The sequence below is a fragment of the Streptomyces sp. BK340 genome, from assembly GCF_007827595.1.
In the GTDB taxonomy this organism is placed as follows: domain Bacteria; phylum Actinomycetota; class Actinomycetes; order Streptomycetales; family Streptomycetaceae; genus Streptomyces.
The window spans coordinates 223,718-244,821 of sequence record NZ_VISR01000007.1 but is presented as its reverse complement, the minus strand read 5'-3'; the positions used below and the strand labels follow the sequence as shown (position 1 = coordinate 244,821).

The following is a 21,104-nucleotide window of genomic DNA, read 5'->3' as shown; positions in this document are numbered from 1 at the left end:
TGATCACGGACGGTTGGAGTGATGAGGTGCCGACAGGGCATGTGTCTCTCCGGGCTCGCCCGGCAGCCCACGGCATTTTGTTTTCACGGCATGGGGAGAGTTGGCGTGATACTCGACGGCGTTCCGGCACCCACTCGCGGCAGCATGCCCGATGCAGCGGCGCGCAAGCAGCGCCTTCGCCGTCGGCTGGAGCGGCTGATCGGCGTGGCCGCCACCGAAGGCAATGAGCTGACGCCTCTGCGCAATGGTGACGAGATCTTCCCCTCGATGCTCGACGCGATCCGTTCGGCCCGGCACACCATCGACATGATGACGTTCGTCTACTGGCGAGGGCAGATCGCTCACGACTTCGCCGTCGCTCTGGCCGGCCGCGCCCGGGCGGGTGTGCGCGTGCGACTGCTGCTCGACGGCTTCGGCGCCAAGGAGATCGAAGGGCGGCTGTTGGACGTCATGAGCACCGCGGGCGTGCAGGTGGCCTGGTTCCGCAAGCCCGCTTGGCTGTCGCCGTTCAAGCAGAATCACCGGTGCCACCGCAAGGCCCTCGTCGTCGACGAGCACACCGCCTTCACCGGCGGTGTCGGCATCGCGGAGGAATGGTGCGGCAACGCACGCAATCCTGCCGAGTGGCGGGACACCCACGTCCGGGTGCGGGGACCCGCCGTGGACGGGATCGCGGCCGCGTTCGCGCAGAACTGGGCCGAGTGCCACGACGAACTGTTCGACGACCGTGACCGCTTCACGGAACACCCGCAGGCCGGCTCGTCGGTGGTGCAGGTCGTTCGCGGCTCCGCGAGCATCGGATGGCAGGACATGCAAACCCTGATCCGGGTCATGCTCACCTCCGCCGAGGAGCGCTTCCGGCTGGCCACCGCCTACTTCGCCCCCGACACCTACTTCATCGACCTGCTGTGCGAAACCGCACGCCGTGGCGTGCATGTCGAGATCCTGCTGCCTGGCCCTCACACCGACCAGCGTGCCTGTCAGCTCGCCGGTCAACACCACTACACCCGTCTGCTGCAGGCCGGCGTGCGCATTCGGCAGTACCAGCCGACCATGATGCACGCCAAGATCATCACCGTGGACTCGGTCGCCGCCCTCATCGGTTCCACCAATTTCAACCGCCGGTCCATGGACCACGACGAAGAGGTCATGCTCGCCGTCCTGGACGAGCAGTTCACCGCCGCGCTCGACCGCGACTACGAGGCGGACCTGAAACTCAGCGTGGACATCGACCTCGCCCGATGGAAACGACGGGCAGTGCTGCAGCGCGCCAAGGAGGCCGCCGTCACCCCCGTCCGGCGCTTCCTCTGAACCGATCGGCATCCCTCGTCGGTGAGTTGAAATGACCTGCAGGCAAGGGGCCCGGCCGATATGTCGGCCGGGCCCCTCGTCGAAGGCGCACCTACAGGTCAGATCACCATCGGTACCAGCGGCCTCGACCTCCACCGGCGCCGGTGGAGCGCATGACGAAGCCGAGAAGCCACAGCACCAGAACGGCTACGGCGACCCACCAGAGGATCTTGATGGCGAAACCGGCGCCGAAGAGGATCAGCGCGAGAAGCAGAACGAGCAACAGGGGTACCATGATTATCAACCTCCTGAACGCCTTCTGCCCTGGATTTCTGTCGCCATTCACCGAAGCTGCTTTGTTTGTGAAGGGAATTCGGGGGCACACGGGGTGCACCGCGACAGCGGAATACGACCAACGAGGAAGTACTCTCCCGTGACTTCCGGCGCGAGGGCCGAGGACGCATTCAAGAAGTCATCGGAGGTGAGAGCATCCGCTCCATGGAGAATGCATATGGTCGGACGGCCCGGTGGTGGGCGGCGCTGCGCCGGGTACCGGCTGCCGTCTGGAACGACGACGTAACGGACTGGGCCGCTGCGCTCACCTATTACGCGATGCTGGCCCTGTTTCCACTGCTGCTGGTAATCCTCTCGATCCTGGGTCTCACCGTGCCCACAGCCAAGCCGGAGGTCATCGACCGCATGTCGCAGGCCGCCCCGGTCGCGTCCCGCGCTCTGCTGCGCAGCGCCCTGCAGCAAATGGCCGGACAGTCCTCGACGGCATGGACGCTGGTCTTTCTCGGAGGTTCGGCAGCCCTGTGGTCAGGTTCCAGCTATCTCAGTGTCTTCCGCCGGGCGTTGCACGCCATGCATCGGGTCGATTCGCACCGGCCGGTATGGCGAACCGCTCCACGCATCATCGCCACAGCCCTCGTCCTGATCACCCTGCTTCTGACGTCAACCCTGGCGTTGTTCCTCACCGGCAATCTGGCCCGGCGTCTGGGCCGTGCGCTGGATCTGGGGATCGGGCCGCAGGCCGCCTGGGACGCACTGCGATGGCCGGTCGCGGCCGCGGTTGCCATCGCCCTAGTGCTCGTCCTGTACCACTCGGGCCCCGCGTCCTCCCGCCCCGTTCGCAAGATGGCGCCGGGCGGCATGCTGGCGGTGGTGCTCCTGCTGAGCGTCTCGCTCGGATTCGCTGCCTACACCTCCCACGTCAGCACCTATCACCGGCTGTACGGATCGCTGGCCGGCGTCGTGATCTTCCTGATCTGGCTGTGGCTGTCCAACCTGGCCCTTCTTGTGGGCGCCCAGTTCAACGCGGAGTTGGCGAAGCCCTCTCATGGTCAGCGATCCGGTCGTCCGTGACCTGCGGCGCCCCGCCCCCGGCTGACGGCCGTTACAGGCACTACGACACGCGCGTGTCGACCCGGCCCCCGATGTGAGCGGGCCGCTCGGGGGAGGGTGCTTGGCGCGGCCGGGTGGTCGTGGCACGCAAACACCGCTTGCGTTCCGGTTCCCCGGGTAGGGCGATGGAGTATCGGTGTTACAGCACCAACCGGATCTCTCTGAAAGTGATGCGCCCGTGACTCTTCCCGGCAGCGCCGACGACCGCGCTGAGGCCTCGGGTGAGGATCCGGGCGTCGGCGCGCACGAGATCGCCGACGCCGTGGAACGTCTCGCGACCCTGTGGTCCATGGCGGCCCAGGAGGCGGCGGTGCGGTTGTCCCCCCACCAACTGCGGGCGCTTCGGGCGCTGCAAGCGGCACCGGAGGTGAACCTCACGGGCTTGGCGGAACGGCTGTCCATAGGGCTCCCCACCGCCAGCCGTCTGTGTGACCGACTGGAGGCGGCGGGGATGCTGGAGCGGGCCTCGCACCTGCGCAACCGCCGTGAGGTGCTGCTGACGCTCACTCCTCAGGGGCGCCGTGTTCTGGAAGACGTGGCCCGCCGGCGTGCCCAGGCCCTGGCCGGAGTACTGGCGACCATGGAACCCGCAGAGCGATCGGCGCTGATCCGTGGCATGAAGGCCTTCCTCCGCGCACCGGACGAAACTCCCGCCCGGTCTCCGAAGCCGACGTAGAAAGCGCGCCGTCTCCTGAGGCGAGGTCTGCCGGGTCGCACTCAGGGTCTGACGCTGTGCCTACCGCGTGGCTCAGGCCCTCCCGGTGGGCTCGGTTTCCTCGCCTTCGGGTGGAGCCGTGCGGCACAGGAGGAGACAGACGTCGTCGTCGCGCTCGTGATCGTGCAAGAGGGGTTTGAGCAACGACTCTGCGCACCCGTCCAGGTTCTCCAGTTCGGATTCGCCGAGTGCGGCGAGGGTTTGGCCGAGCAGTTCGATACCCGGGTCGATGCCGTCGGCCCGCCGCTCCACCAGACCGTCGGTGTAGAGGACAAGCGTGGAGCCGGGAGGCAGTTCGGCCGTGTGGTCCTCGTACTCGAAGTCGAGGGGCACGCCCAGCATGACACCGGGTCTGGTGTCCAGAACGCGCACGGAGCCGTCGGGCGTCCGGACCACGGCCGGAGGGTGCCCGGCGGCGGCCCACACGACGTGGGGCTCGCCGGGCCGGAAGCGGGCGATCACAGCGGTCGCGTACAGGTTCGGCTGCTGGTGGCGCAGCATGCGGTGCAGGCGGGTGAGGATCCGGGCGGGGCTGTCGTCCTCGATCGCGTAGGCACGCAGGGCGGTGCGCAGCTGTCCCATGATGACGGCGGCGCGCAGCCCGTGTCCGGTGACGTCGCCCACCACGGTCAGCAGGCCGCCGTCGGGCTGGGGGAAGGCGTCGTACCAGTCACCTCCGATGTTGAGGCCTCGGGTGGCGGGGAGGTAGCGGGCCGCCAGGCGCAGACCTTCGGTGGTGGGCAGGTCGGTGAGCTGGGCACGTTGCAGGGTCTCGGCGGTGTCCCGGTGCTGTTCGTAACGGCGGGCGTTGTCCAGGGCGATGGCAGTCCGGCGGGCCAGCTCGACCAGCATCACGCTGGTGTCCGCGTGGAAGCGGTCGCCGGGTGCGGTCAGGGTCAGCACACCCGAGGTGTGGCGCACCGTGAGTGGGATGCACAACAGCGGCCGGTCCGGGGAGAGTGCGGAGGGCGGGAGGTCGTCGACGCCCGGGAGTGCGCCGGGGTGCGGCCCGGCGTGCTGCGGACGGTCGAGGCGGGCGGCTGCGACCGCTGCGGCGGAGTGGGCACCGTTCGTACCTGCCGGTTCGTCGAACAGCCAGACGTCGACCTTGCTCGCGTACTCGGGAATGAGCAGCCCGGGAAGGCATCGCAAGATGTCCTCCTGGTCGAGAGACGCGGTCACGACCGCGCTGGCGTCGCCGAGGAAGGTCAGCAGGCGTCGTGCCTTCTCGGCCTCGCCGCGCGCGGTTCGTTCGGCTTCGAGCAGGTCGCGCTGAGTCTGCGCGGCTGCGTCCAGTTCGGCGTGCAGGGCGAGCACGCCCTGGTTGGTCTGGTGCAACTCCTCGCGGTGAAGACGGAGTTGTCTCTCCGTCTCGTCCAGCCGGCGCAGGATCGGCGCGAACTCCTCGTCCGCCGTCAGGACCGCTTCGGCGGGTGGGATGTCGTCCTGGCCCGGCTGGGGCAGGTCCCGCGTCGAAGGGCCGGGACCGGCGACAGTGAGCCGCCAGGGGGGCGTGCGGCGCGGCCCGGGTGCGAGGGACCTCCCGACGGCCCGCACGAGTACGGTCTCGTCGGACCCGGACGGCTGAACGGTGAGGGTCAGTTCCGTACCCCCCTCGCCGAGGACTTCACGCAGGTGCGCCGTGAGCGCCGTGAGGAAACGGGCCCGTTCGAGCGTAGGCACGCCCAAGGCGTCCGTGAGGCGCGCAGCGAACATCCGGGCGCGGACGGCCTCGGCGGCCGAGGTGACAGAGGTGACTTCGCGCACTTCCGGCGGGATCACAGGTGCCTGCCCGGGTGGTCGGAGGCCAGGACGGCCACGCAGGTGTCATCGCGTACCGGGCTGGCGGCGCTGCTGGCGTCCCGGAGGATGGTCGCCGCTACCACTGCCGGATCGTGGGTCAGCAGGTGGGGCTCGTTGGGCGGCACCCACCTGCTGGGCAGGCCGTCACTGTGCAGGACGAGCAGGCTTTCCGGGCCCCAGGGCGAGCGGCGGACGGGTACGGTCGCCGGGAACTGGGCGCCGACGATGCCCGGGTGCGAGACCAGGTGTGCCCATGAGCCGGCGGTGTGCAGTCGGGCGCCTATGTTGCCGACACCCGAGAACGCCAGCTCCCCGGTGTCCGTGTCCAGCTGGGCCACGGCGACCGCCGCCCCGCGGGTGTGTCGTAGTGCCGGGTGCATCTGGCGCAGGATCTCCGGGGGTGACAGATGTCCGACGCGGTGCAGCTCGTCCACTGCGGCGCCGGAGGCCTGGGCGGCCTTGGCTCCGTGGCCGAGGCCGTCGGCGAGCAGCAGGGTAAGCCGTGAGCCGGAGACGACGCAGCTCCAGGCGTCTCCGGAGTGTTCGGCCCGGCCGAGCGGGACGTTGATCCCTCCGGCTCGGCCGGCCGGCGCGGTCTTCTCCGGGCCGGTGCCCTGGCCGATGCGGGCCACCGAGACGGTGCCCCGAGGGGTGCTGTACAGGTCGAACTCGCCGGCTATGCGCAGGCAGGTGCCCAGGCCGGCGCCGAGTGACGCCTCGCTGGTGGTGTAGCCGTCAAGCATGGCGGTGGTGACGTCGCGGATGCCGGGGCCGTGATCGAGGGCGACGAGCTGAACCGCCGGACCGTGGGGGCCCGCACCCGGACGCTCGACGAGATCGATCACCAGGCGGCCGCCACCGGCGTGCTTGAGCAGGTTGGTCGCCAGCTCGGTGGCCACCAGGGCGGCGACCGCGGTGCGGTGGGCGTCCAGGCCGGCACGGGCGCCGGCCTCCTCGGTCGCCACCCGGACGTCCCGTACCCGGGTGGGGTCGTGCACCGGGATGTCCCAGACGCGTGTCATCGGGACCCCGCACGCGCACCTGGCACACCGGTGGCCCAGGCGGTGACGGTGACGGCAGTGCCCTGATCAGGGTGGGTGTCGATGGCGAACTCGTCCATCAGCCGCTTGGCTCCGCTCAGGCCCAGCCCGAGGCCGCCCCCGGTGGTGTAGCCGTCGGTCATCGCGAGTTCGACGTCGCGAATGCCGGGGCCGGTGTCGACGAAGCTCAGCCGGAGTCCCCGCGTCAGGCCGTTGGCCAGGGGGGTGATCTTCGCCTGCCCCCCGCCGCCGTGGACCAGGGTGTTGCGGGCCAGCTCGCTGGCCGCGGTGACGATTTTCGTCTGCTGCACGAGCCCGAATCCCAGTTCGGCCGCCAGCTGCCGCACCTGGTGACGGACCCACGCGAGATCGGCGTCCGAGCCGATGGGCAGGCTGGTCGTGGTGGCGGGTTCGAAAGTCGGTGTCACGTACACCCCTCACGGGTGCCCGAGGCGTCGGAGGGACCTTGGCGGAGCAGTTCGAGAGCACGTTCGACATCGAGCGCGGTCACCAGGCCGGGCAGGGTCAGGCCCAGCTCGACCATGGTGATCGCCACGGCCGGCCGCATCCCGCAGAGGACGGTACTCGCGGCCAGCAGACGGGCGCTGACCGCGATCTCGGCGAGCACCCGGCCCAGGAACGAGTCGACGATCTCGACGCCCGATACGTCGATGACCACGCCGGTCGCCGAACTGTGGGCGATGCGATGGGTGATGTCCTGCTGGAGCTGTTCGGCCATGCCGTCGTGCAGCTCACCCTGGAGGCTGACCAGCAGGATGCCCTCCATCGCCAGGATCGGCACCGCGGCCGAGTAGCCCGGGCGGGGGATGGTCATCGCGGGTTCACACCGGCCGTACGGCGCGAGATCTCCACGCCCTGCCGGTCGAGCGCGTAGGCCAGGGCGTCGGACAGCGAGCTGCGCGTGACTATCGAACTCAGGTCGATGCCCAGGTACACGATGGTCTGCGCGATGGCGGGGCGGATGCCGGAGACGATGCATTCGGCGCCCATCAGCCGAGCCGCGGCGACCGTGTTCATCAGGTGCTGCGCGACGAGCGAGTCGACCGTGGGGACGCCGGTGATGTCGAGGATCGCGTAGCGAGCCCGCTGCTCCACGATGGCCTCGAGCAGCGACTCCATGACCACCTGACTGCGGGCACTGTCCAAAGTACCGATCAGGGGCACCGCGACGACGCCCTCCCACAGATTGATCACGGGAGTGGCCACTTCGATCAGCTGTTGCCGCTGCCGCGCCATCAGTTCCTCGCCGGCGCTGACCGTCGTCTCCATGATCACCAGGCGCAGGGTTCCCATCAGCACGGTCAGAGCCAGCAGAAGGTCCTGTGCCTCAGGGGCGGGCGGTCCGGAGCTCTCGCCGCGCAGCAATTCGGCGGCCGCCACTCGCAGGCCGGCGGCCTCCTCCGCGATCTGGGCCGGGCTGAACCCCGCTCGGGACCGGGAGGCCGCCATACGCCCCAGCTGCTCACGCGCCGAGTCGAACCCGGGGGCCGCGACGTCCTCCAGCCGCCCGCTGGACGCCACCTCGGACAGGGCGTCCACCACGGTCTTGCACGCGTCGACGGCCTCGTCCCGGGAAACGGTGAAGACCGTACGGAAGAGAGGCGTGTCCGCCCATCGCTGGGCGATCTGTTCGCGACGGCGCTCCAGGAAAGCCCCCAGCTCCCGCGTAGCCGACTCGGCCGCCGCCCGCTCCGACACCTGCATCGTCTCCCTCGAGAACAGACCGCTGCACCACGACCGGCACAACCACGCCAATTATTGCCACATGACAAGTAATAATTCCGCACGTGCCGCGGAAACGACACAGCATCGACACATCCAGGGCCGACTGCCGGCGACTCAACGTCCGTGCCAGTCCAGACACACCACGAGGGCGTCGTCCTTCGGAACGGACTGCCCCCGGTGACCGGTCAGCTCACGCAGAACCGCACGCGGCACCTCCGCGGCCGGCAGGAGACGAGTGGACATGATCGCCCGGGCCAGGGCCACATCCCCGTACGCCTCCCCGGCGGGCGAGGCGACCGCATACACGCCGTCGCTGACGAAGACGAGCCGATCGCCGGGCTCGACCTGGAAGTCCTGGGCCACGTAGTCGGTCTCTTCGAACATGCCCAGCGGGAGCTGCGCCTCGAAGGTGACGCGTTCGACCACGCCGTCGCGCAGCCGCAGCAGCTGCGGGGATCCGGCGTCCACGAGCTTCGCCCTGCCCGTCGCGAGGTCGAAGTCGAGCATCAGCACCGAGAGGTAGCAGCGCCCCTGGTAGTGGGCGTACACCGCCTGATCGGCGAGGGCGGCCTGGTCGTCGATGGCGATGCCGGCCCGCCGGGCGTTGCGCAGGGCGTTGATGGCGAGGTTGGTCAGCAGGGAGGCTTCGATGCCCTCCCCCATTCCGTTGGTGACGTAGAGCGTGAGGCGGTCCGCGGTGGCGGACCAGTCGAAGTTGTCACCGTAGATCGCGTACGCCGGCTCCAGCTGAGCGCCGAGTTCGTACTCGGGCCGGGAGCAGGAGCGGCCGGGCAGCAGCTGCCACTGCATCTCGGCGGCCAGGGTCAGCCGGTCCTTGCGCCTCGCCTGCAGGTACAGATCGGTGTCGCGCTCGGCCACGACCACCTCGTGCCCGAGCACCTCGGCGATGTCCGCGAGCTCGCCCACCGGGCCCTGCGCCTCCTCGTCGTCCGGCAGGGTGACGGTCAGCACGCCCAGGCGGTCCCCGCGCACCGTGACCGGCAGGTGGACGCGCACCGCGCCGCCGTGGACATCCTCCACGAACGGCTCCTGGGCACCGAACGCGCGGCCGGCGGGGCTGTTGTGCACCGACACCGGCTCCGCGGTGAGGGGCAGCACCGACACCGGCTGCAGGACGGTGAGGCCGTAGTCCGCCAGGTACAGCTCCACGGACTGCGCCGCGTACTCCTGGACGAGCACACGACGCAAGGCGTCGAGCAACTCGTGGGGGGCCGCCGTGCGCAGAGCGCGCTCAGCGGTCACAAATCTGTTCACGATGGTAAATACACCAATCCTTCGACGGACACACACGAACCTCACTCAGGCGACGAGGCCACCCGAGCCGCGCCGGCCGTCCGCCCCATCTCTTGCCGCTCCCGGCACCTAGTACGCTGGCGACCGTCCCAGGTGCCTGCGAGAGTGTGACGGTGACTGTCTTCCGCCCCCGCCCCGAGCCCGTCGAGGTCGCGCGTGTGACCTTGACGGCGGTGGAGTTGCTGGAAGTCCTGTGGGGCCGGGCCTCGACCGCGCCGGCCTCTCCGTCCCAGATGCGTGTCCTGCTCATGCTCGAGCACCAGGACGGCATCAACCTGCGCTCCCTCGCCGACGCCCTCGCCTCCACGCCCCCGTCCACCAGCAGGCTCTGCGACCGGCTGGTGGCCGCCGGCTTCGTCGAACGCGAGGTCAGCCCCACCGACCGGCGCGAGGTACGGCTGCACATCAGCGACCGCGGTCGCGTCTTCCTCGACGACCTGCGGGCGCGCCGGGAGCAGGAGTTGCAGGCCGTGCTGGAGCTGATGCCCGCCGCCAAGCGGACCCAGTTCCTCGCGGGGCTCGAGGCGTTCTGCGACGCGGCTGCGACGCAGATACACGACAATGCCCGGCACACCGGGGACCGGACGGCCTGAGCCCAGGCTCGAACCCCTGATCGCCCCGACAGCGCGGGGCGCGGACGACCGGCACACGGAGCCGTCTCCGCCCACCGGAACATCGCAGATCCTTCCCCGTGCAGCACGACGCCGCTACTTTGTTGCCTCACGGTCATAATTGTCAAACGGCAACAGTTGCAGGTGAGCGGTGACGTGTCGACGTCGAGGCGGGGGCAGTTCTCCACGCGCCCGCGGGGCCCCGCTCGACCGGCAGGGCCCCGCGAAATGCGCTCACATCCGGTATTTCCTCTGCTCCGCGAGGACACCGGGCCGCTGTCCGGCTGCCGGGCCGCCGGCCGTCAGGTGGTGCTGAGCATGCCTGCGCGCAGACGTGACAGGAGGCGGGAGGTCAGCCGGGAGACGTGCATCTGGGAGATGCCGAGACGTTCGCCGATCTGGGCCTGGGTGAGCTCCTCGACGAAGCGCCAGTGGATGATCTTGCGGTCACGTTCGTCGAGTTCGGCGATCATCGGGGCGAGGGCGTGGAAGTCCTCGACCAGGCCGAAGGCGGCGTCCTCGTCACCGATGAAGTCCGCCAGCGCGGACTCGCCCTCCTCGCTGCCGCCCAGGGCCGCGTCCAGGGAGGCCGACTTGTAGCCGTTCGAGGCGAGCTGGGCCTCGACGACCTCGTCCTCCGGAAGGCTCATCAGCTCGGAAAGCTCTTCGGTCGTCGGTTCCCGGCCCAGCCGGCTGCGCAGTTCCTCGTTGGCACGGGCGAGTTGGACGCGTGCCTCCTGCAGCCGGCGCGGCACGTGCACGGCCCAGGAGGTGTCGCGGAAGAACCGCTTGATCTCACCGATGATGTAGGGAATGGCGAAGGTGGTGAACTCCACCTCCCTGGTCAGCTCGAACCGGTCGATGGCCTTGATCAGGCCGATCATGCCTACCTGGACGATGTCCTCCATCTGCTCCGGACCCCGGCTGCGGAACCGGCCGGCGGCGAAGCGGACCAGTGACATGTTCATCTCGATCAGCGTGTTGCGCGCGTACTGGTGCTCGGGCGTGCCCTCCTCCAGCGTCGCGAGCTGCTCGAAGAACAGCCTCGACAACTCCCGCGCATCCTTGGGCGCGACTTGTGAAGGATCGGCGATCTCCGGCACGCCCACCTGCTCGGCAGTCTGCACGGTCGTCGTCGCCATGATGTGCCCCTCCCAATCGATCAGCCTTGTCTCAGCCGGTCCATGCTCCAGCAAGCACCCGCATACCCCGTGCGCCGACCGGCACTCCTGTGACCGTGCATGCACGGCCTGAATGACGAGGCCGCTCAGCGGAATCAGGTGTCGTTGCGTTCGATGCAGGGGATCTGGACGAGTCCGGAGACGGGATCGCAGGTCATGCCGAGATGATGTTCGAGGGCACCTTCCGCGGCGGCTTCGACCTGGGCGGGGTCCCGCCCATGAGTTCGGTCAGCCCCACGGCGGCCATGGCGGCAGCGGTGAGCAGGAAGCGGACGGTGCTGTCGTCGTCGGCGCCCGGGATGAACCGGTGGCAGTAGTGCAGGACGGCTTTGTCGGTGCCATGACCGATGCCGGTGGCGGCCGGTGAGCCGTGCAGCTCGATGCCGATCGCTGCGGCAATCTCCATGCTGCTGGATGAAGGAGAGCGCGGCGGCAGGGCACTTCCCGGAAATGTGCACTCCCGGAAAACTCCGTGCGTGGCACACGACGGCCACTGACGCATACGGGCGTTCTCCTCCCCCTCGCGCTATGGCACCGAGCACATACTCACCGGTTGCATGGCGCCCGACGGACCGGGCGTGCCACGATGCCGCGCACCAACTCGCCGTGGAGGAACGGGAGTACGAACGCGTTCCTTCCGAGCAGATGAATGGTCCCCCGTTCTCACTGGGAGGTGCTCCGATGGCCGACGAGGACCTGCGGACTCATTTGTGCCGTCTTGGGCTGACCCGCCGGCAGGCGGAGATCTATATGGCTCTGCTTGCCCTCGGTCCCTGTGAACGAGAGAGTCTGGCCAGGGGCCTGGGCCACGGCCGCGGTGACCGGAAGAACGGAAGTCCCGACGAAGAAACCCAGGACCAGGGCCAGGATCAGGATCAGGACTCCGGTCTGGAACGGGAGTTGGCCCGACTTCGCAAGCTGGGTCTGATCACCGTCACCGGGGCCGACGTCCCTGAACATGTGCCGGTCGAACCGACCATTGCGCTGGAATTCCTGGCGCATGCCCGCACGGCCGAACTCCGCCGGTCACACCAGGCCGCAGTCAACGCCTATCGTGGCTACCGGCGCTCCGTCAGCCCACAGGCCACCGACAACCTGGTCGAGGTCGTCACCGGTCCATCCATCGCCGAACGCATCTGGAACATCGAAGAAGCAGCCGAGAGCCAGGTCCTGCGCTTCGACTCGCCGCCTTATCACACCCACGGCAGCGCCAACCCGATCGAGGTCGAGAAGCTCAAGAACGGTGTCGAGTACCGGGTCGTCTACTCCAAATCCGCGGTGGAGAATTCCGCCTACTACAGCATCAACATCCAGCCCTGCATAGCCGCCGGGGAACACGCCCGTGTCCTTCCCACCGTCCCCGTGAAGCTGACCATCTTCGACCACCGCCTGGCCATCGTGTCGATGTCCTTCGTCGAGGCCGAAGTCAACGACTCACTGCTCATAGTCCACCCCTCCAGCCTGCTGTCGGCACTGACGGGACTGTTCGAGACCTCATGGCGGACGGCTCTGCCCATGCATCTGAACGAACACGTTCCCTCGGCACTCAGCCCGACGCATCGCCGCATCCTGGAACTGCTGGCCACCGGCGTGAACGATGACACCATCGCCGAACTGCTGGGCGTGAGCCGCCGCACGCTGTCCCGCCATCTGGAGCAGCTCAACACCCGTGCCGGATCACTCACCCGGTTCCAGATGGCCTTGCACGCGACCCGTAACGGATGGATCTGATCCGCAACGGACCGCTGATCGGGGCGGACATCATCACGCCCCGCCGCAAACATCCGCAGTACGGGCACTACCGCCAGCGGCGCTTCCCGGCCGGCAGGCTTTCGCTGCCGTTGAGCGGGGCTGCCGTCGACGACCTCCTCGCACTCGCGCCCTTCTTCGCCACTGGCGACACATCGTCACCGCGCGGGCCCAACCGGCGCTAAACCAGTCGCACTTGGATCCCGGGGGACCTCCCATCCCCCCTCTCTCCCTGGAGCCGACGTGCGCCCATCCGCCCGAATAGCCGCTCTCGCCGCCCTGGTGGTCACCGCCGCCCTGTCCACACAGGTCTCCCACGCGGCTGACACGAAGACGCCGTCCGGCGGCGAGATCCGCACCACGGCCGACGCCCTCACGGGGAGGTACATCGTGGTCCTCAAGGACCCGGCCGTCGCTCCGGTGCGGGAGACGGTTCTGCGCCTCGCCCGCGCCCACAGCGCCAGAATCCGGCACACCTACAACACCGTGCTGCGCGGCTACGCCGCCGAGATGACGCCCGAGCAGGCACGTGCGACGGCCGACGACCCGCGCGTGGCCTACGTGGAGCAGGACGCGGAGCTGCACGGCTCCGCCACGCAGAACAACCCGCCGTCCTGGGGCCTGGACCGTATCGACCAGCGCAACCTCCCCCTCGACAAGAGCTACACGTACCCAACGACCGCGAGCAACGTCACCGTCTACCTCGTCGACAGCGGTCTGCGCACCACCCACGAGCAGTTCCAGGGCCGCGCCTCCATCGGCGCGGACGAGGTGGGCGACGGCCGCAACGGACAGGACTGCCTCGGCCACGGCACCCATGTGGCCGGAACGGTCGGCGGCAAGGACCACGGCGTCGCCAAGGGCGTCAAGCTCGTCGCCGTCCGAGTCCTGAACTGCAACGACTCCGCGAGCACCTCGTCCATCATCGCCGCCGCCGACTGGATCACCCCACACGCCGCCAAGCCGGCCGTGGTCAACATGAGCATCAACGGCTCACGCAGCGGCAGCGAGGACGACGCGATCAAGAAGTCCATCGCCTCCGGTGTCACCTGGGTCGTCTCCTCCGGCAACGACGGCAAGGACGCCTGCAACAACTCGCCCGGGGACATCACTTCGGCGATCGTGGTGAACAACGCCGACTCCAACGACACCCGGCGGTCCAGCTCCAACTTCGGCCGCTGCACGGACCTGTTCGCGCCCGGCACCGGCATCGTCTCGGCGTGGAACAGCGGTGACACCGCCACCCACTCGCTCTCCGGCACCTCCATGGCGGCTCCCCACGTCACCGGTGCCGCCGCTCTGTGGCTCTCCGCCCACCCGAACGCCACGCCCGCGGATGTGCAGACGGCGCTGACCAGCAGCGCCACGCCCGACAAGATCCGCGACGCGGGCAGCGACACCCCCAACCGCCTGCTGTACACGGGCAGCACCACTGCCGCTGCCGGCAGGTAACCCCACCGCCCCCACCGATCCTCGCCAATCCCCGCAAGGAGGGCTACACGATGCGTCCTTCCCGCATCGCCCCACTGCTGTGCGCACCCGCGCTGGCACTCCTGGCCATGCACGTGCTCCCGGTGAAGTCGGCGGAGCACGCCCACAACGGCTCCGCGGCCAAACCGGTCGCATCGGCGATCCCGCAGTACGACCACGTGGTCATCGCCATGTTCGAGAACAAGAACTACACGTCCGTCAAGGGCAGTTCCAGCGCCCCCTACCTCAACTCCCTCGCGTCCCAGGGAACGCTGTTCACCAGCTCCTTCGGCCTGACCCACCCCAGCCAGCCCAACTACATCGGGCTGTTCTCCGGCTCCCAGCAGGGCGTCACGAACGACGACTGCCCCAAGTCGTTCCGGACCGGCAACCTGGGGCAGCAGCTCCTGGACGCCGGCAAGACCTTCAAGGGCTACTCCGAGGCCCTGCCCAAGGCCGGCTCCACCGACTGCACGAGCGGCAAGTACCGGCGCAAGCACGCCCCCTGGGCGGACTTCCCCACCGTGAGCGGCTCCGCGTACAACGTGCCGTTCTCCTCGTTCCCCAGCGACTTCACGAAGCTGCCGACGGTGTCGTTCGTCATCCCCGACATGTGCGACGACATGCACGACTGCTCGATCGGCACCGGTGACTCCTGGCTCAAGAAGCACCTGGACCCGTACATCCAGTGGGCCAAGACCCACAACAGCCTGTTCGTCGCGACCTTCGACGAGGACAACTTCACCAGCGTCAACCAGATCTACACGGCCATGGCCGGCGCCCACGTGAAGGCGGGCCACCAGTCCAGCACGCAGATCAGCCACTACAACGTGCTGCGCACCCTGGAAGACATGTACGGGCTGCCCGCCCTCGGCAACGCCGCGGACAAGTCCGCGATCACCGACGCCTGGGACACCTCCTCGGCCGTCTCCGCCAAGGGCTGACCCAGCCCGACGCGAACCCGCCGGCGGCCGGAACCCCACACCTGATTCCGGCCGCCGGCCCTCCCCCGCCGCCCCGAGGAAGCGAGCACGGCCGTGTATCTGTCCACCGTCGACCGACCGCCGAAGGACCGCCCCGGCCGAGGCCGGCGCGCCGGCCCGGCCTCGGTCGGGGCCAACGTCCTGGCACTGGGAACGGTGAGCCTGCTCACCGATGTCTCCGCGGAGATGGTCACGGCCGTCCTCCCGCTCTACCTCGTCCTCACCCTGCACATGAGTCCGGCGGCGTACGGCATGGTCGACGGCCTGTACACGGGGGCGACGGCCCTGCTGCGACCGGTCGGGGGCTTCGTCGCCGACCGCTTCCGCAGGCGCAAACCCGTGGCCGCGGTCGGCTACGGTGTCTCGGCACTGGCCAAGCTGGGCCTCGTCGCCGCCGGCTCCTCGGTGCCGGCCCTCGGTGCGGTCATCGTCGCCGACCGCACCGGAAAGGGGCTGCGTACGGCCCCGCGCGACGCGCTCATCACACTGTCCGTCCCCGAACCGCTGCTGGGCAGGGCGTTCGGGGTCCACCGTGCCATGGACAGCGCGGGTGCGTTCGCCGGGCCGCTGGCCGCGCTCGGCGTGCTGGCGGCCGTGGGAACGGTCTCCCCGGCCGCCTTCGACGCACTGTTCCTCACCAGCTTCTGCGTGGCCGCCGCCGGCCTGCTGGCCCTGGCGTTCCTCGTCCGCGACGACCGCGACAAGCGCCCGCCGGCCGCGCCCGTCACCCTGCGCGCCGCCGCTGGACTCCTTCGCGAGGCATCCGTCCGCAGACTCCTGTACACCGCCGGGCTCCTGGGGCTGGCCACCGTCGGGGACGGCTTCGTCCATCTGCTGCTGATGCAGCGCCACACCGTGACGACCGGCTGGTTCCCCCTCCTGGCCGTGGGCACGAACCTGGTGTACCTGCTGCTCGCCACTCCCCTCGGCGCGCTCGCCGACCGGTTCGGCCGCCGCACGGTGCTGCTGTCCGGTTTCGGCGCGCTGGTGGCCGTATATCTGCTGCTGGGCAGCCCGATGGACGGTATGCCGCTGGCCGTCGCGGTGCTCTGCTGCCACGGCGCCTTCTACGCCGCCACGGACGGAGTCCTGATGGCCCTGGCGGGGCCCGCCCTCCCCGCCGGCCTGCGTACCACCGGCCTGGCCTGCGTGCAGACCGTCCAGGCCCTGGCCTACTTCGCCTCCTCGGTGGCCTTCGGCGCCGCCTGGGCGAACTGGGGGAGCACCACCGCGGCCTGGGCCGCCGCGGCCGCCGCCGCCGTCGCGGCCACGGCGACCTTCACCCTGCTTCCGCACCCCACGATCGAGAAGGAATCGGTCACGTCATGACCAAGCGCAACACCCGGCTCCTCACCGTGATCATCATCCTGGGCCATCTGGCTGCGCTGGCCGCCTTGGCAGCCCTGGCCATCCTGGACGCCCGGGCCGCCGGGGCGTCCTCGCGGTCGGCGGCGACCGGCACCGTCTCCATCGCCCCCGGGCCACGTCTGCTGGCCCGCAGCACGGCTGCGGACAGCCAAGGCCGTCTGGTCGCCGTACCGGCGAACGCCCCGGGCGGGAGAAGGGTGGTGTCGACGCTGTCGTGCAGCAGGCTCTACGCGGCCGGGGGCACGGGGCTCTGCCTGCGCCTCGACCCGGGGCTGACGACCTACCAGCTCGTGGTCCTCGACCGGCGCCTCAAGCCCCTCCGTGAGATACCCCTGGTCGGGGTGCCCAACCGGGCCAGGGTCTCGCCCAGCGGACGGCTGGTCGCCTGGACGGTGTTCGTCGCCGGCGACTCCTACAACGGAGGGCGGTTCTCCACCCGAGTCGGCATCCTCGACACCCGTACTCAGGAGCTCATCCCGACGTTGGAGAACTGGAAGGTCACCGTGTCGGGCAACCCGTACAAGGCCAGGGACCTCAACTTCTGGGGTGTCACGTTCGCCGCCGACGACCGCCGCTTCTACGCGACCATGTCCACCTCCGGCCACCGCTACCTGGTCCTGGGTGACCTGGCCACCCACCGCCTGCGCACGGTCAGGGACAACGTCGAGTGCCCCTCCCTCTCCCCGGACGGCACCCGCATCGCCTTCAAGTCCGCCGTCGGCGGCGACCCGCACCACGGGTGGCGGCTTTCGGTCCTCGACCTGGCCACCCACCGGGTCACTCCGCTCGCCGAGACCCGCAGCGTGGACGACCAGGCCGCGTGGCTCGACGAGCACTCCGTCGCCTACTCGCTCCCCCGGGGACGGGGCCACGCCGACGTCTGGAGTGTGCCCGCCGACGGCACCGGCACCCCTCGCCGGATCATCCCCGACGCGGAGTCGCCCGCCGCGGTCGACCCCGCTTTGCAGAAGCGCTGATCCCGGCGGAGCCGAGGCGTCCGCGGCCGTGCCCCGGTTAGGTACCGGCCTGCGTGATTGCACCGATGCCGAGGCGGCACGGGGTGCGACAGGCTTACCGGTGCTGCACCGAAACGGCCTGTACTGCTCAGGTCGTTCCGCACCGTGCGGGCGGTGCGCGGTGGGAGGCAGAGTGGCTCAAGTCGTACGTGCTCACCATGTCGGCGCGGTCCGGGCGTTCACGGAGCGCTTGCTGGCGTCGGTGATCGATGACGCGCCGGTGCGGGCGGCGAACGGTGATTTCGCCTGCTCGCCCATCGGTCTGTGGCTGGCGCTGTCGGCCGTTGCCGCTGGGGCCCGGTCGGAGACGGCGCAGGAACTGCATGAACTGCTCGGTGCGGCCGGGCCGGCGGCCGCCTCCGCTGCCACCGAGGTGGCCGCCCGGCTGTCGGAGACGGAAGGGCTGGCGGTCGCGACGGGCGTGTGGTCACGGATCCCGGTCTTCCGGGATTTCCGGGACGGGCTGCCGGACATCAGCTTCGGTCACCTGGACCCCGCCGACCCTTCGGCGATCAATGCCTGGGTGCGGAGGGCGACCGGCGGACTCCTCCGTGAGCTGCCGGACTGCCCGGACGAGGACGATCTGCTTCTGCTCGTCAACGCGCTGACGGTGGAAGGCAAGTGGGCATCCGGGTTCAAGCAGCAGAACACCGCCGACCGGACCTTCACCGACGCCCAGGGCGTCGAACACCTCGTCCCGACCATGGCCAAGACGCTGCCGGGGCCCCAGTGCGCCTGGACGGTGGAGGTCCCCTCCGGCAGCGCCGCGGACGAGGTGGATGTGGTGGCACTGCTCTGCGAGGCGGAGCCCGGTCGGCTGCCGCTGCAGGTGAGTCTCGTGCTGGGAGGGCCGGGCCGGGGCCCCGCGGAAGTCCTGCCCGCCGCCTGGGCGCCGCACGAGCACCGACGGCCGGTCGACGCGGACGAGGTGACCATCGCGCTCCCGCGGCTCCACCTGGGTACGCGTCTGGAGGCGGAGCGGCACCTCGCCCAGCTCGGCGCGCCCCTGTCCGTGTCCGCTCGCGCCGACTTCTCCGGCATGTCTCCCGAACCACTCCGTATCGCCGGGGTCACCCAGGAATCGGTACTCAGGATGGACGAGGAGGGTGTGCGAGCGGCGGCCGTGACGCAGGTCCGGAAGAACACCCGGAGCGTCTCGGGCCGCGTACCGCGGACCAGACACATCGCGTTCGACAGGCCGTTCGGCTTCGTACTCTTCGCCGGTGGCAGCGGACTGCCCCTGTTCACCGCATGGCAGGCATCGAGGCCCCGGTCGCCCCATTCCTGACATGGAGCCACGAGTCGTGAAGGGAGTCCGGTCGGCGCGGTGTTCGCGCCCCTCCGGCTCCGGTGCACAAGGGGGCAGGGGTTGGTGAAGCTGCTGAGCGGCGAGTACTGGAGGCGGGCGGTCCGCGCACGGCCGGGCACCGACATGCGGGGCGTGCTGTGGCCCGCCTCCTTTCCGCACGCGCCCAGGGCCCGGGTCACGGCTCACGCGCTCGCCGCGCTCGTGATCGTGACCGCGGTGTGCGGGGCGTACATCGTCTTCTACTGGGCCGACGACCCACAGGTCACGGGCGGGTACCGCGTCGACGCTCTGTCCCGGGGCGCGTGCACGATGGCGATACCGGTGCTGTCGATGTGCGTGGTGCTGTCCCGCGCGGTGCGGGGCCGGTTCGGCCCGCTGTACCGGCTGCTGTCCGCCCTGGCCTGGGTGACAGCGACGATGGCGGTCCCGTTGCTGGTGGTGGGAACCGCCGTGACGAACGACAACGACTACTGCACGGCGTTGCTGCCCGAGCATCCGCCGGCGGGCCATGTGCTGCCCGCGAGTCTGCTGGCCGCGCTTGCCGCGGGTTCGGCCTCCGCGTGGATCGCGTGGGCGATCTCTCACGGACGGATACGGCCGACGGCTCTCTACACGGCCTGGCTCGTCACGGTGGCCGTCGTCGTGGTCGCGACCCTGGCTCCGCAGTTGCACTCGGCCCAGACCTGTGGTCCCGAGTCGGGGGCCGCGGCGATACCCAGTGGCTCTGCCCGGGAGTACTCATGGTGAGCTCGCTGGTCGTGCTCACGCTCTGTCCAGTGCTGTTCGGGGCCTTGGTGTACGCCGTGCGCAGACGCGAGGCCATGGCCCCCGTGCCGGTTCCTCCGCCGCCTCAGGAGTTGGCTGCGGCACTGGTGAACCTGCTGCTGGGGAAGGGCGAGGTCACCCCGAAGGCCATCGAGACGACCGGTCTCGAACTGGTCCACGCCGGCCGGCTACGGCTTGAGCGGAAGGCCGACGGCACGCGAACCGTCCGGCTCGCCGATGAGGCGGACAGCCGGCGACCGCTGCGCGCCTTCGAGGAGCTCCTGCTCGAACGTGTCCGCCACCGCTGCCGGGTCCACGTCGACCGAGTGCCGATGGAGGCGCTCGGGCCGGGGGACGGCGACGAGTACTGGGTGTGGTGGCGGGGCTTTCAGCGCAGCGTCCAGGAAGAGGCCTTGGCCCTCGGGTTGATTCGGCCGACACGTGAGAAGTACCTGACCTGGACCCTGAGGATCGCCGGGGTACTCGCGTGGGTGGGCGTTCTGTACGCCTGCTCAGGATTCGGTCCGGTCGTGTTCGACGTGGTCTTCAAAGCGACCGTCGTGCCCTCGGTAGTGCCGCTGTTGTGGTTCCAGTGGTTCCCGCGCAGGCCCCGCTCGCGTCTTACGGCCGCCGGCCGGCAGGCGTCGGCCTGGTGGCGAACCGGCCCGCACGCCGCGGCACACCGGCTACCGGACCGGCAGGTGGGGGCGAAGGGCCCGGCGTCGGCGTTGCCCGTGCGCGCGCCCCGCCGGATCTGGTCGTCGTACGAGAAGTCATGGCACGTCGTCGACACGGCGCCGCTGGACCGACCGCGCTGGGGCCATGTGTGGCAACTCGTCCTCCTGGCCATCGCCCTGTGCGCGGCGACGGTCGCGCCGGCTCTGACCCCACGCATTCCTCATGGTGTGACACTCGACGCCGGCCCGGCGCTGGTCGGCGCGGTCGTGGCGGCTCTCTGGCTGCCGGCTCACCGCCGGATCCGGAGGGTCCCGGCGGAGGTGGCCTTCCGCGGTGCGGTGATCTCCCGCTGGGACTACACCACGCGTCACGACGATCCGCCCACCATCACCGTGCACTACTGCTGTTCGATCGAGGACCCCGGGTCGCACAGGGCGTGGTCCTTCAAGGTGGACGAGTGGCGCCACCCGATGTTCTCGAACGATTCGAACCCGGAACTGGAGAACCGCTTCCGGGTGGGCGACGTGGTCGACCTGCACTGCAGTCCGCGCCGGCGAAAGATATACAGCATCACCATGGTCGAGGCCGTACCACGCTGACGGACCCCGCTCTTCCGTGGTCCGGTCCTTCTGAAATGCCAGGAGTGAAGAGCCGCTTGTCAG

General features: G+C 69.7%; 21 protein-coding genes and 1 pseudogene. 13 read left to right on the top strand and 9 right to left on the bottom strand.

The window, feature by feature from the left end:
• Window positions 1-144 precede the first annotated feature (144 nt).
• Complete coding sequence (locus FB157_RS16580) at window positions 145-1,311, top strand: phosphatidylserine/phosphatidylglycerophosphate/cardiolipin synthase family protein (RefSeq protein ID WP_145880464.1); 1,167 nt, start codon at window positions 145-147, stop codon at window positions 1,309-1,311.
• A 103-nt stretch (window positions 1,312-1,414) separates the two neighbouring features.
• Here FB157_RS16580 and FB157_RS16575 read toward each other — a convergent pair whose 3' ends face one another.
• Window positions 1,415-1,585 carry a hydrophobic protein gene (locus FB157_RS16575; protein WP_145880361.1) on the bottom strand — a complete coding sequence of 57 codons (171 nt, stop codon included), beginning with the start codon at window positions 1,583-1,585 and terminating at the stop codon, window positions 1,415-1,417.
• Between the two features lie 203 nt (window positions 1,586-1,788).
• On the opposite strand from FB157_RS16575, the gene FB157_RS16570 reads away from it, so the two are divergent.
• Entirely contained in the window at window positions 1,789-2,655 is an 867-nt protein-coding gene (locus tag FB157_RS16570) for a YihY/virulence factor BrkB family protein (RefSeq protein ID WP_145880359.1), read from the top strand.
• A 217-nt stretch (window positions 2,656-2,872) separates the two neighbouring features.
• The gene (locus FB157_RS16565) at window positions 2,873-3,370 is read left to right on the top strand and encodes a MarR family winged helix-turn-helix transcriptional regulator (protein WP_261386342.1); all 498 of its coding nucleotides are present in this window, start codon (window positions 2,873-2,875) and stop codon (window positions 3,368-3,370) included.
• A 72-nt stretch (window positions 3,371-3,442) separates the two neighbouring features.
• Here FB157_RS16565 and FB157_RS16560 read toward each other — a convergent pair whose 3' ends face one another.
• The 6 genes from FB157_RS16560 to FB157_RS16535 form a co-directional block, all read right to left on the bottom strand.
• Window positions 3,443-5,125 (bottom strand): PP2C family protein-serine/threonine phosphatase, encoded by a 1,683-nt coding sequence (locus FB157_RS16560; protein WP_145880460.1) that lies wholly within the window; start codon window positions 5,123-5,125, stop codon window positions 3,443-3,445.
• Window positions 5,126-5,187: 62 nt separating this feature from the next.
• Entirely contained in the window at window positions 5,188-6,234 is a 1,047-nt protein-coding gene (locus tag FB157_RS16555; protein ID WP_145880358.1) for an ATP-binding SpoIIE family protein phosphatase, read from the bottom strand.
• Window positions 6,231-6,680 carry an ATP-binding protein gene (locus FB157_RS16550; protein ID WP_145880355.1) on the bottom strand — a complete coding sequence of 150 codons (450 nt, stop codon included), beginning with the start codon at window positions 6,678-6,680 and terminating at the stop codon, window positions 6,231-6,233. The genes FB157_RS16555 and FB157_RS16550 overlap by 4 nt, the downstream gene beginning before the upstream one ends.
• Window positions 6,677-7,087 (bottom strand): STAS domain-containing protein, encoded by a 411-nt coding sequence (locus FB157_RS16545; protein WP_145880353.1) that lies wholly within the window; start codon window positions 7,085-7,087, stop codon window positions 6,677-6,679. The genes FB157_RS16550 and FB157_RS16545 overlap by 4 nt, the downstream gene beginning before the upstream one ends.
• Window positions 7,084-7,977, bottom strand: coding sequence for an STAS domain-containing protein (locus FB157_RS16540; RefSeq protein WP_145880351.1), 894 nt, complete (start codon window positions 7,975-7,977; stop codon window positions 7,084-7,086). Before FB157_RS16540 ends, FB157_RS16545 begins: the two co-directional genes overlap by 4 nt.
• Window positions 7,978-8,112: 135 nt before the next feature.
• The gene (locus tag FB157_RS16535; protein WP_261386341.1) at window positions 8,113-9,261 is read right to left on the bottom strand and encodes a PP2C family protein-serine/threonine phosphatase; all 1,149 of its coding nucleotides are present in this window, start codon (window positions 9,259-9,261) and stop codon (window positions 8,113-8,115) included.
• A gap of 158 nt (window positions 9,262-9,419) precedes the next feature.
• Between FB157_RS16535 and FB157_RS16530 the strand changes: the two genes are divergently transcribed.
• Window positions 9,420-9,905 carry a MarR family winged helix-turn-helix transcriptional regulator gene (locus FB157_RS16530; protein ID WP_261386340.1) on the top strand — a complete coding sequence of 162 codons (486 nt, stop codon included), beginning with the start codon at window positions 9,420-9,422 and terminating at the stop codon, window positions 9,903-9,905.
• 320 nt (window positions 9,906-10,225) lie between these two features.
• Here FB157_RS16530 and FB157_RS16525 read toward each other — a convergent pair whose 3' ends face one another.
• Together FB157_RS16525 and FB157_RS48440 are read right to left on the bottom strand one after the other, a co-directional pair.
• Window positions 10,226-11,065, bottom strand: a complete 840-nt coding sequence (locus FB157_RS16525; RefSeq protein ID WP_145880347.1) for an RNA polymerase sigma factor SigF — start codon at window positions 11,063-11,065, stop codon at window positions 10,226-10,228.
• A 143-nt stretch (window positions 11,066-11,208) separates the two neighbouring features.
• Window positions 11,209-11,360, bottom strand: a pseudogene (locus FB157_RS48440) (L-serine ammonia-lyase, iron-sulfur-dependent, subunit alpha); the annotation flags it as partial.
• Window positions 11,361-11,785: 425 nt separating this feature from the next.
• Between FB157_RS48440 and FB157_RS16515 the strand changes: the two are divergent.
• The 9 genes from FB157_RS16515 to FB157_RS16475 all read left to right on the top strand — a co-directional run bounded on the left by FB157_RS16515 (window position 11,786) and on the right by FB157_RS16475 (window position 21,041).
• Window positions 11,786-12,835 (top strand): helix-turn-helix domain-containing protein, encoded by a 1,050-nt coding sequence (locus FB157_RS16515; protein WP_145880345.1) that lies wholly within the window; start codon window positions 11,786-11,788, stop codon window positions 12,833-12,835.
• Window positions 12,826-13,038, top strand: coding sequence for a hypothetical protein (locus tag FB157_RS16510; protein WP_145880343.1), 213 nt, complete (start codon window positions 12,826-12,828; stop codon window positions 13,036-13,038). Before FB157_RS16515 ends, FB157_RS16510 begins: the two co-directional genes overlap by 10 nt.
• Window positions 13,039-13,096: 58 nt before the next feature.
• On the top strand, window positions 13,097-14,305 hold the full coding sequence (locus FB157_RS16505; RefSeq protein WP_261386339.1) for a S8 family peptidase: 1,209 nt from the start codon (window positions 13,097-13,099) through the stop codon (window positions 14,303-14,305).
• Between the two features lie 50 nt (window positions 14,306-14,355).
• Window positions 14,356-15,267: an alkaline phosphatase family protein gene (locus tag FB157_RS16500; RefSeq protein ID WP_222440940.1), complete on the top strand. Its 912-nt coding sequence runs from the start codon at window positions 14,356-14,358 to the stop codon at window positions 15,265-15,267.
• Between the two features lie 93 nt (window positions 15,268-15,360).
• On the top strand, window positions 15,361-16,635 hold the full coding sequence (locus FB157_RS16495; RefSeq protein ID WP_145880341.1) for an MFS transporter: 1,275 nt from the start codon (window positions 15,361-15,363) through the stop codon (window positions 16,633-16,635).
• Window positions 16,632-17,651 carry a PD40 domain-containing protein gene (locus tag FB157_RS16490; protein ID WP_145880323.1) on the top strand — a complete coding sequence of 340 codons (1,020 nt, stop codon included), beginning with the start codon at window positions 16,632-16,634 and terminating at the stop codon, window positions 17,649-17,651. Before FB157_RS16495 ends, FB157_RS16490 begins: the two co-directional genes overlap by 4 nt.
• A 172-nt stretch (window positions 17,652-17,823) precedes the next feature.
• The gene (locus FB157_RS16485; RefSeq protein ID WP_145880321.1) at window positions 17,824-18,978 is read left to right on the top strand and encodes a serpin family protein; all 1,155 of its coding nucleotides are present in this window, start codon (window positions 17,824-17,826) and stop codon (window positions 18,976-18,978) included.
• Window positions 18,979-19,062: 84 nt separating this feature from the next.
• On the top strand, window positions 19,063-19,746 hold the full coding sequence (locus FB157_RS48430; protein ID WP_261386338.1) for a hypothetical protein: 684 nt from the start codon (window positions 19,063-19,065) through the stop codon (window positions 19,744-19,746).
• Window positions 19,740-21,041 carry a DUF2207 family protein gene (locus FB157_RS16475; protein WP_145880447.1) on the top strand — a complete coding sequence of 434 codons (1,302 nt, stop codon included), beginning with the start codon at window positions 19,740-19,742 and terminating at the stop codon, window positions 21,039-21,041. The genes FB157_RS48430 and FB157_RS16475 overlap by 7 nt, the downstream gene beginning before the upstream one ends.
• Window positions 21,042-21,104 lie beyond the last annotated feature (63 nt).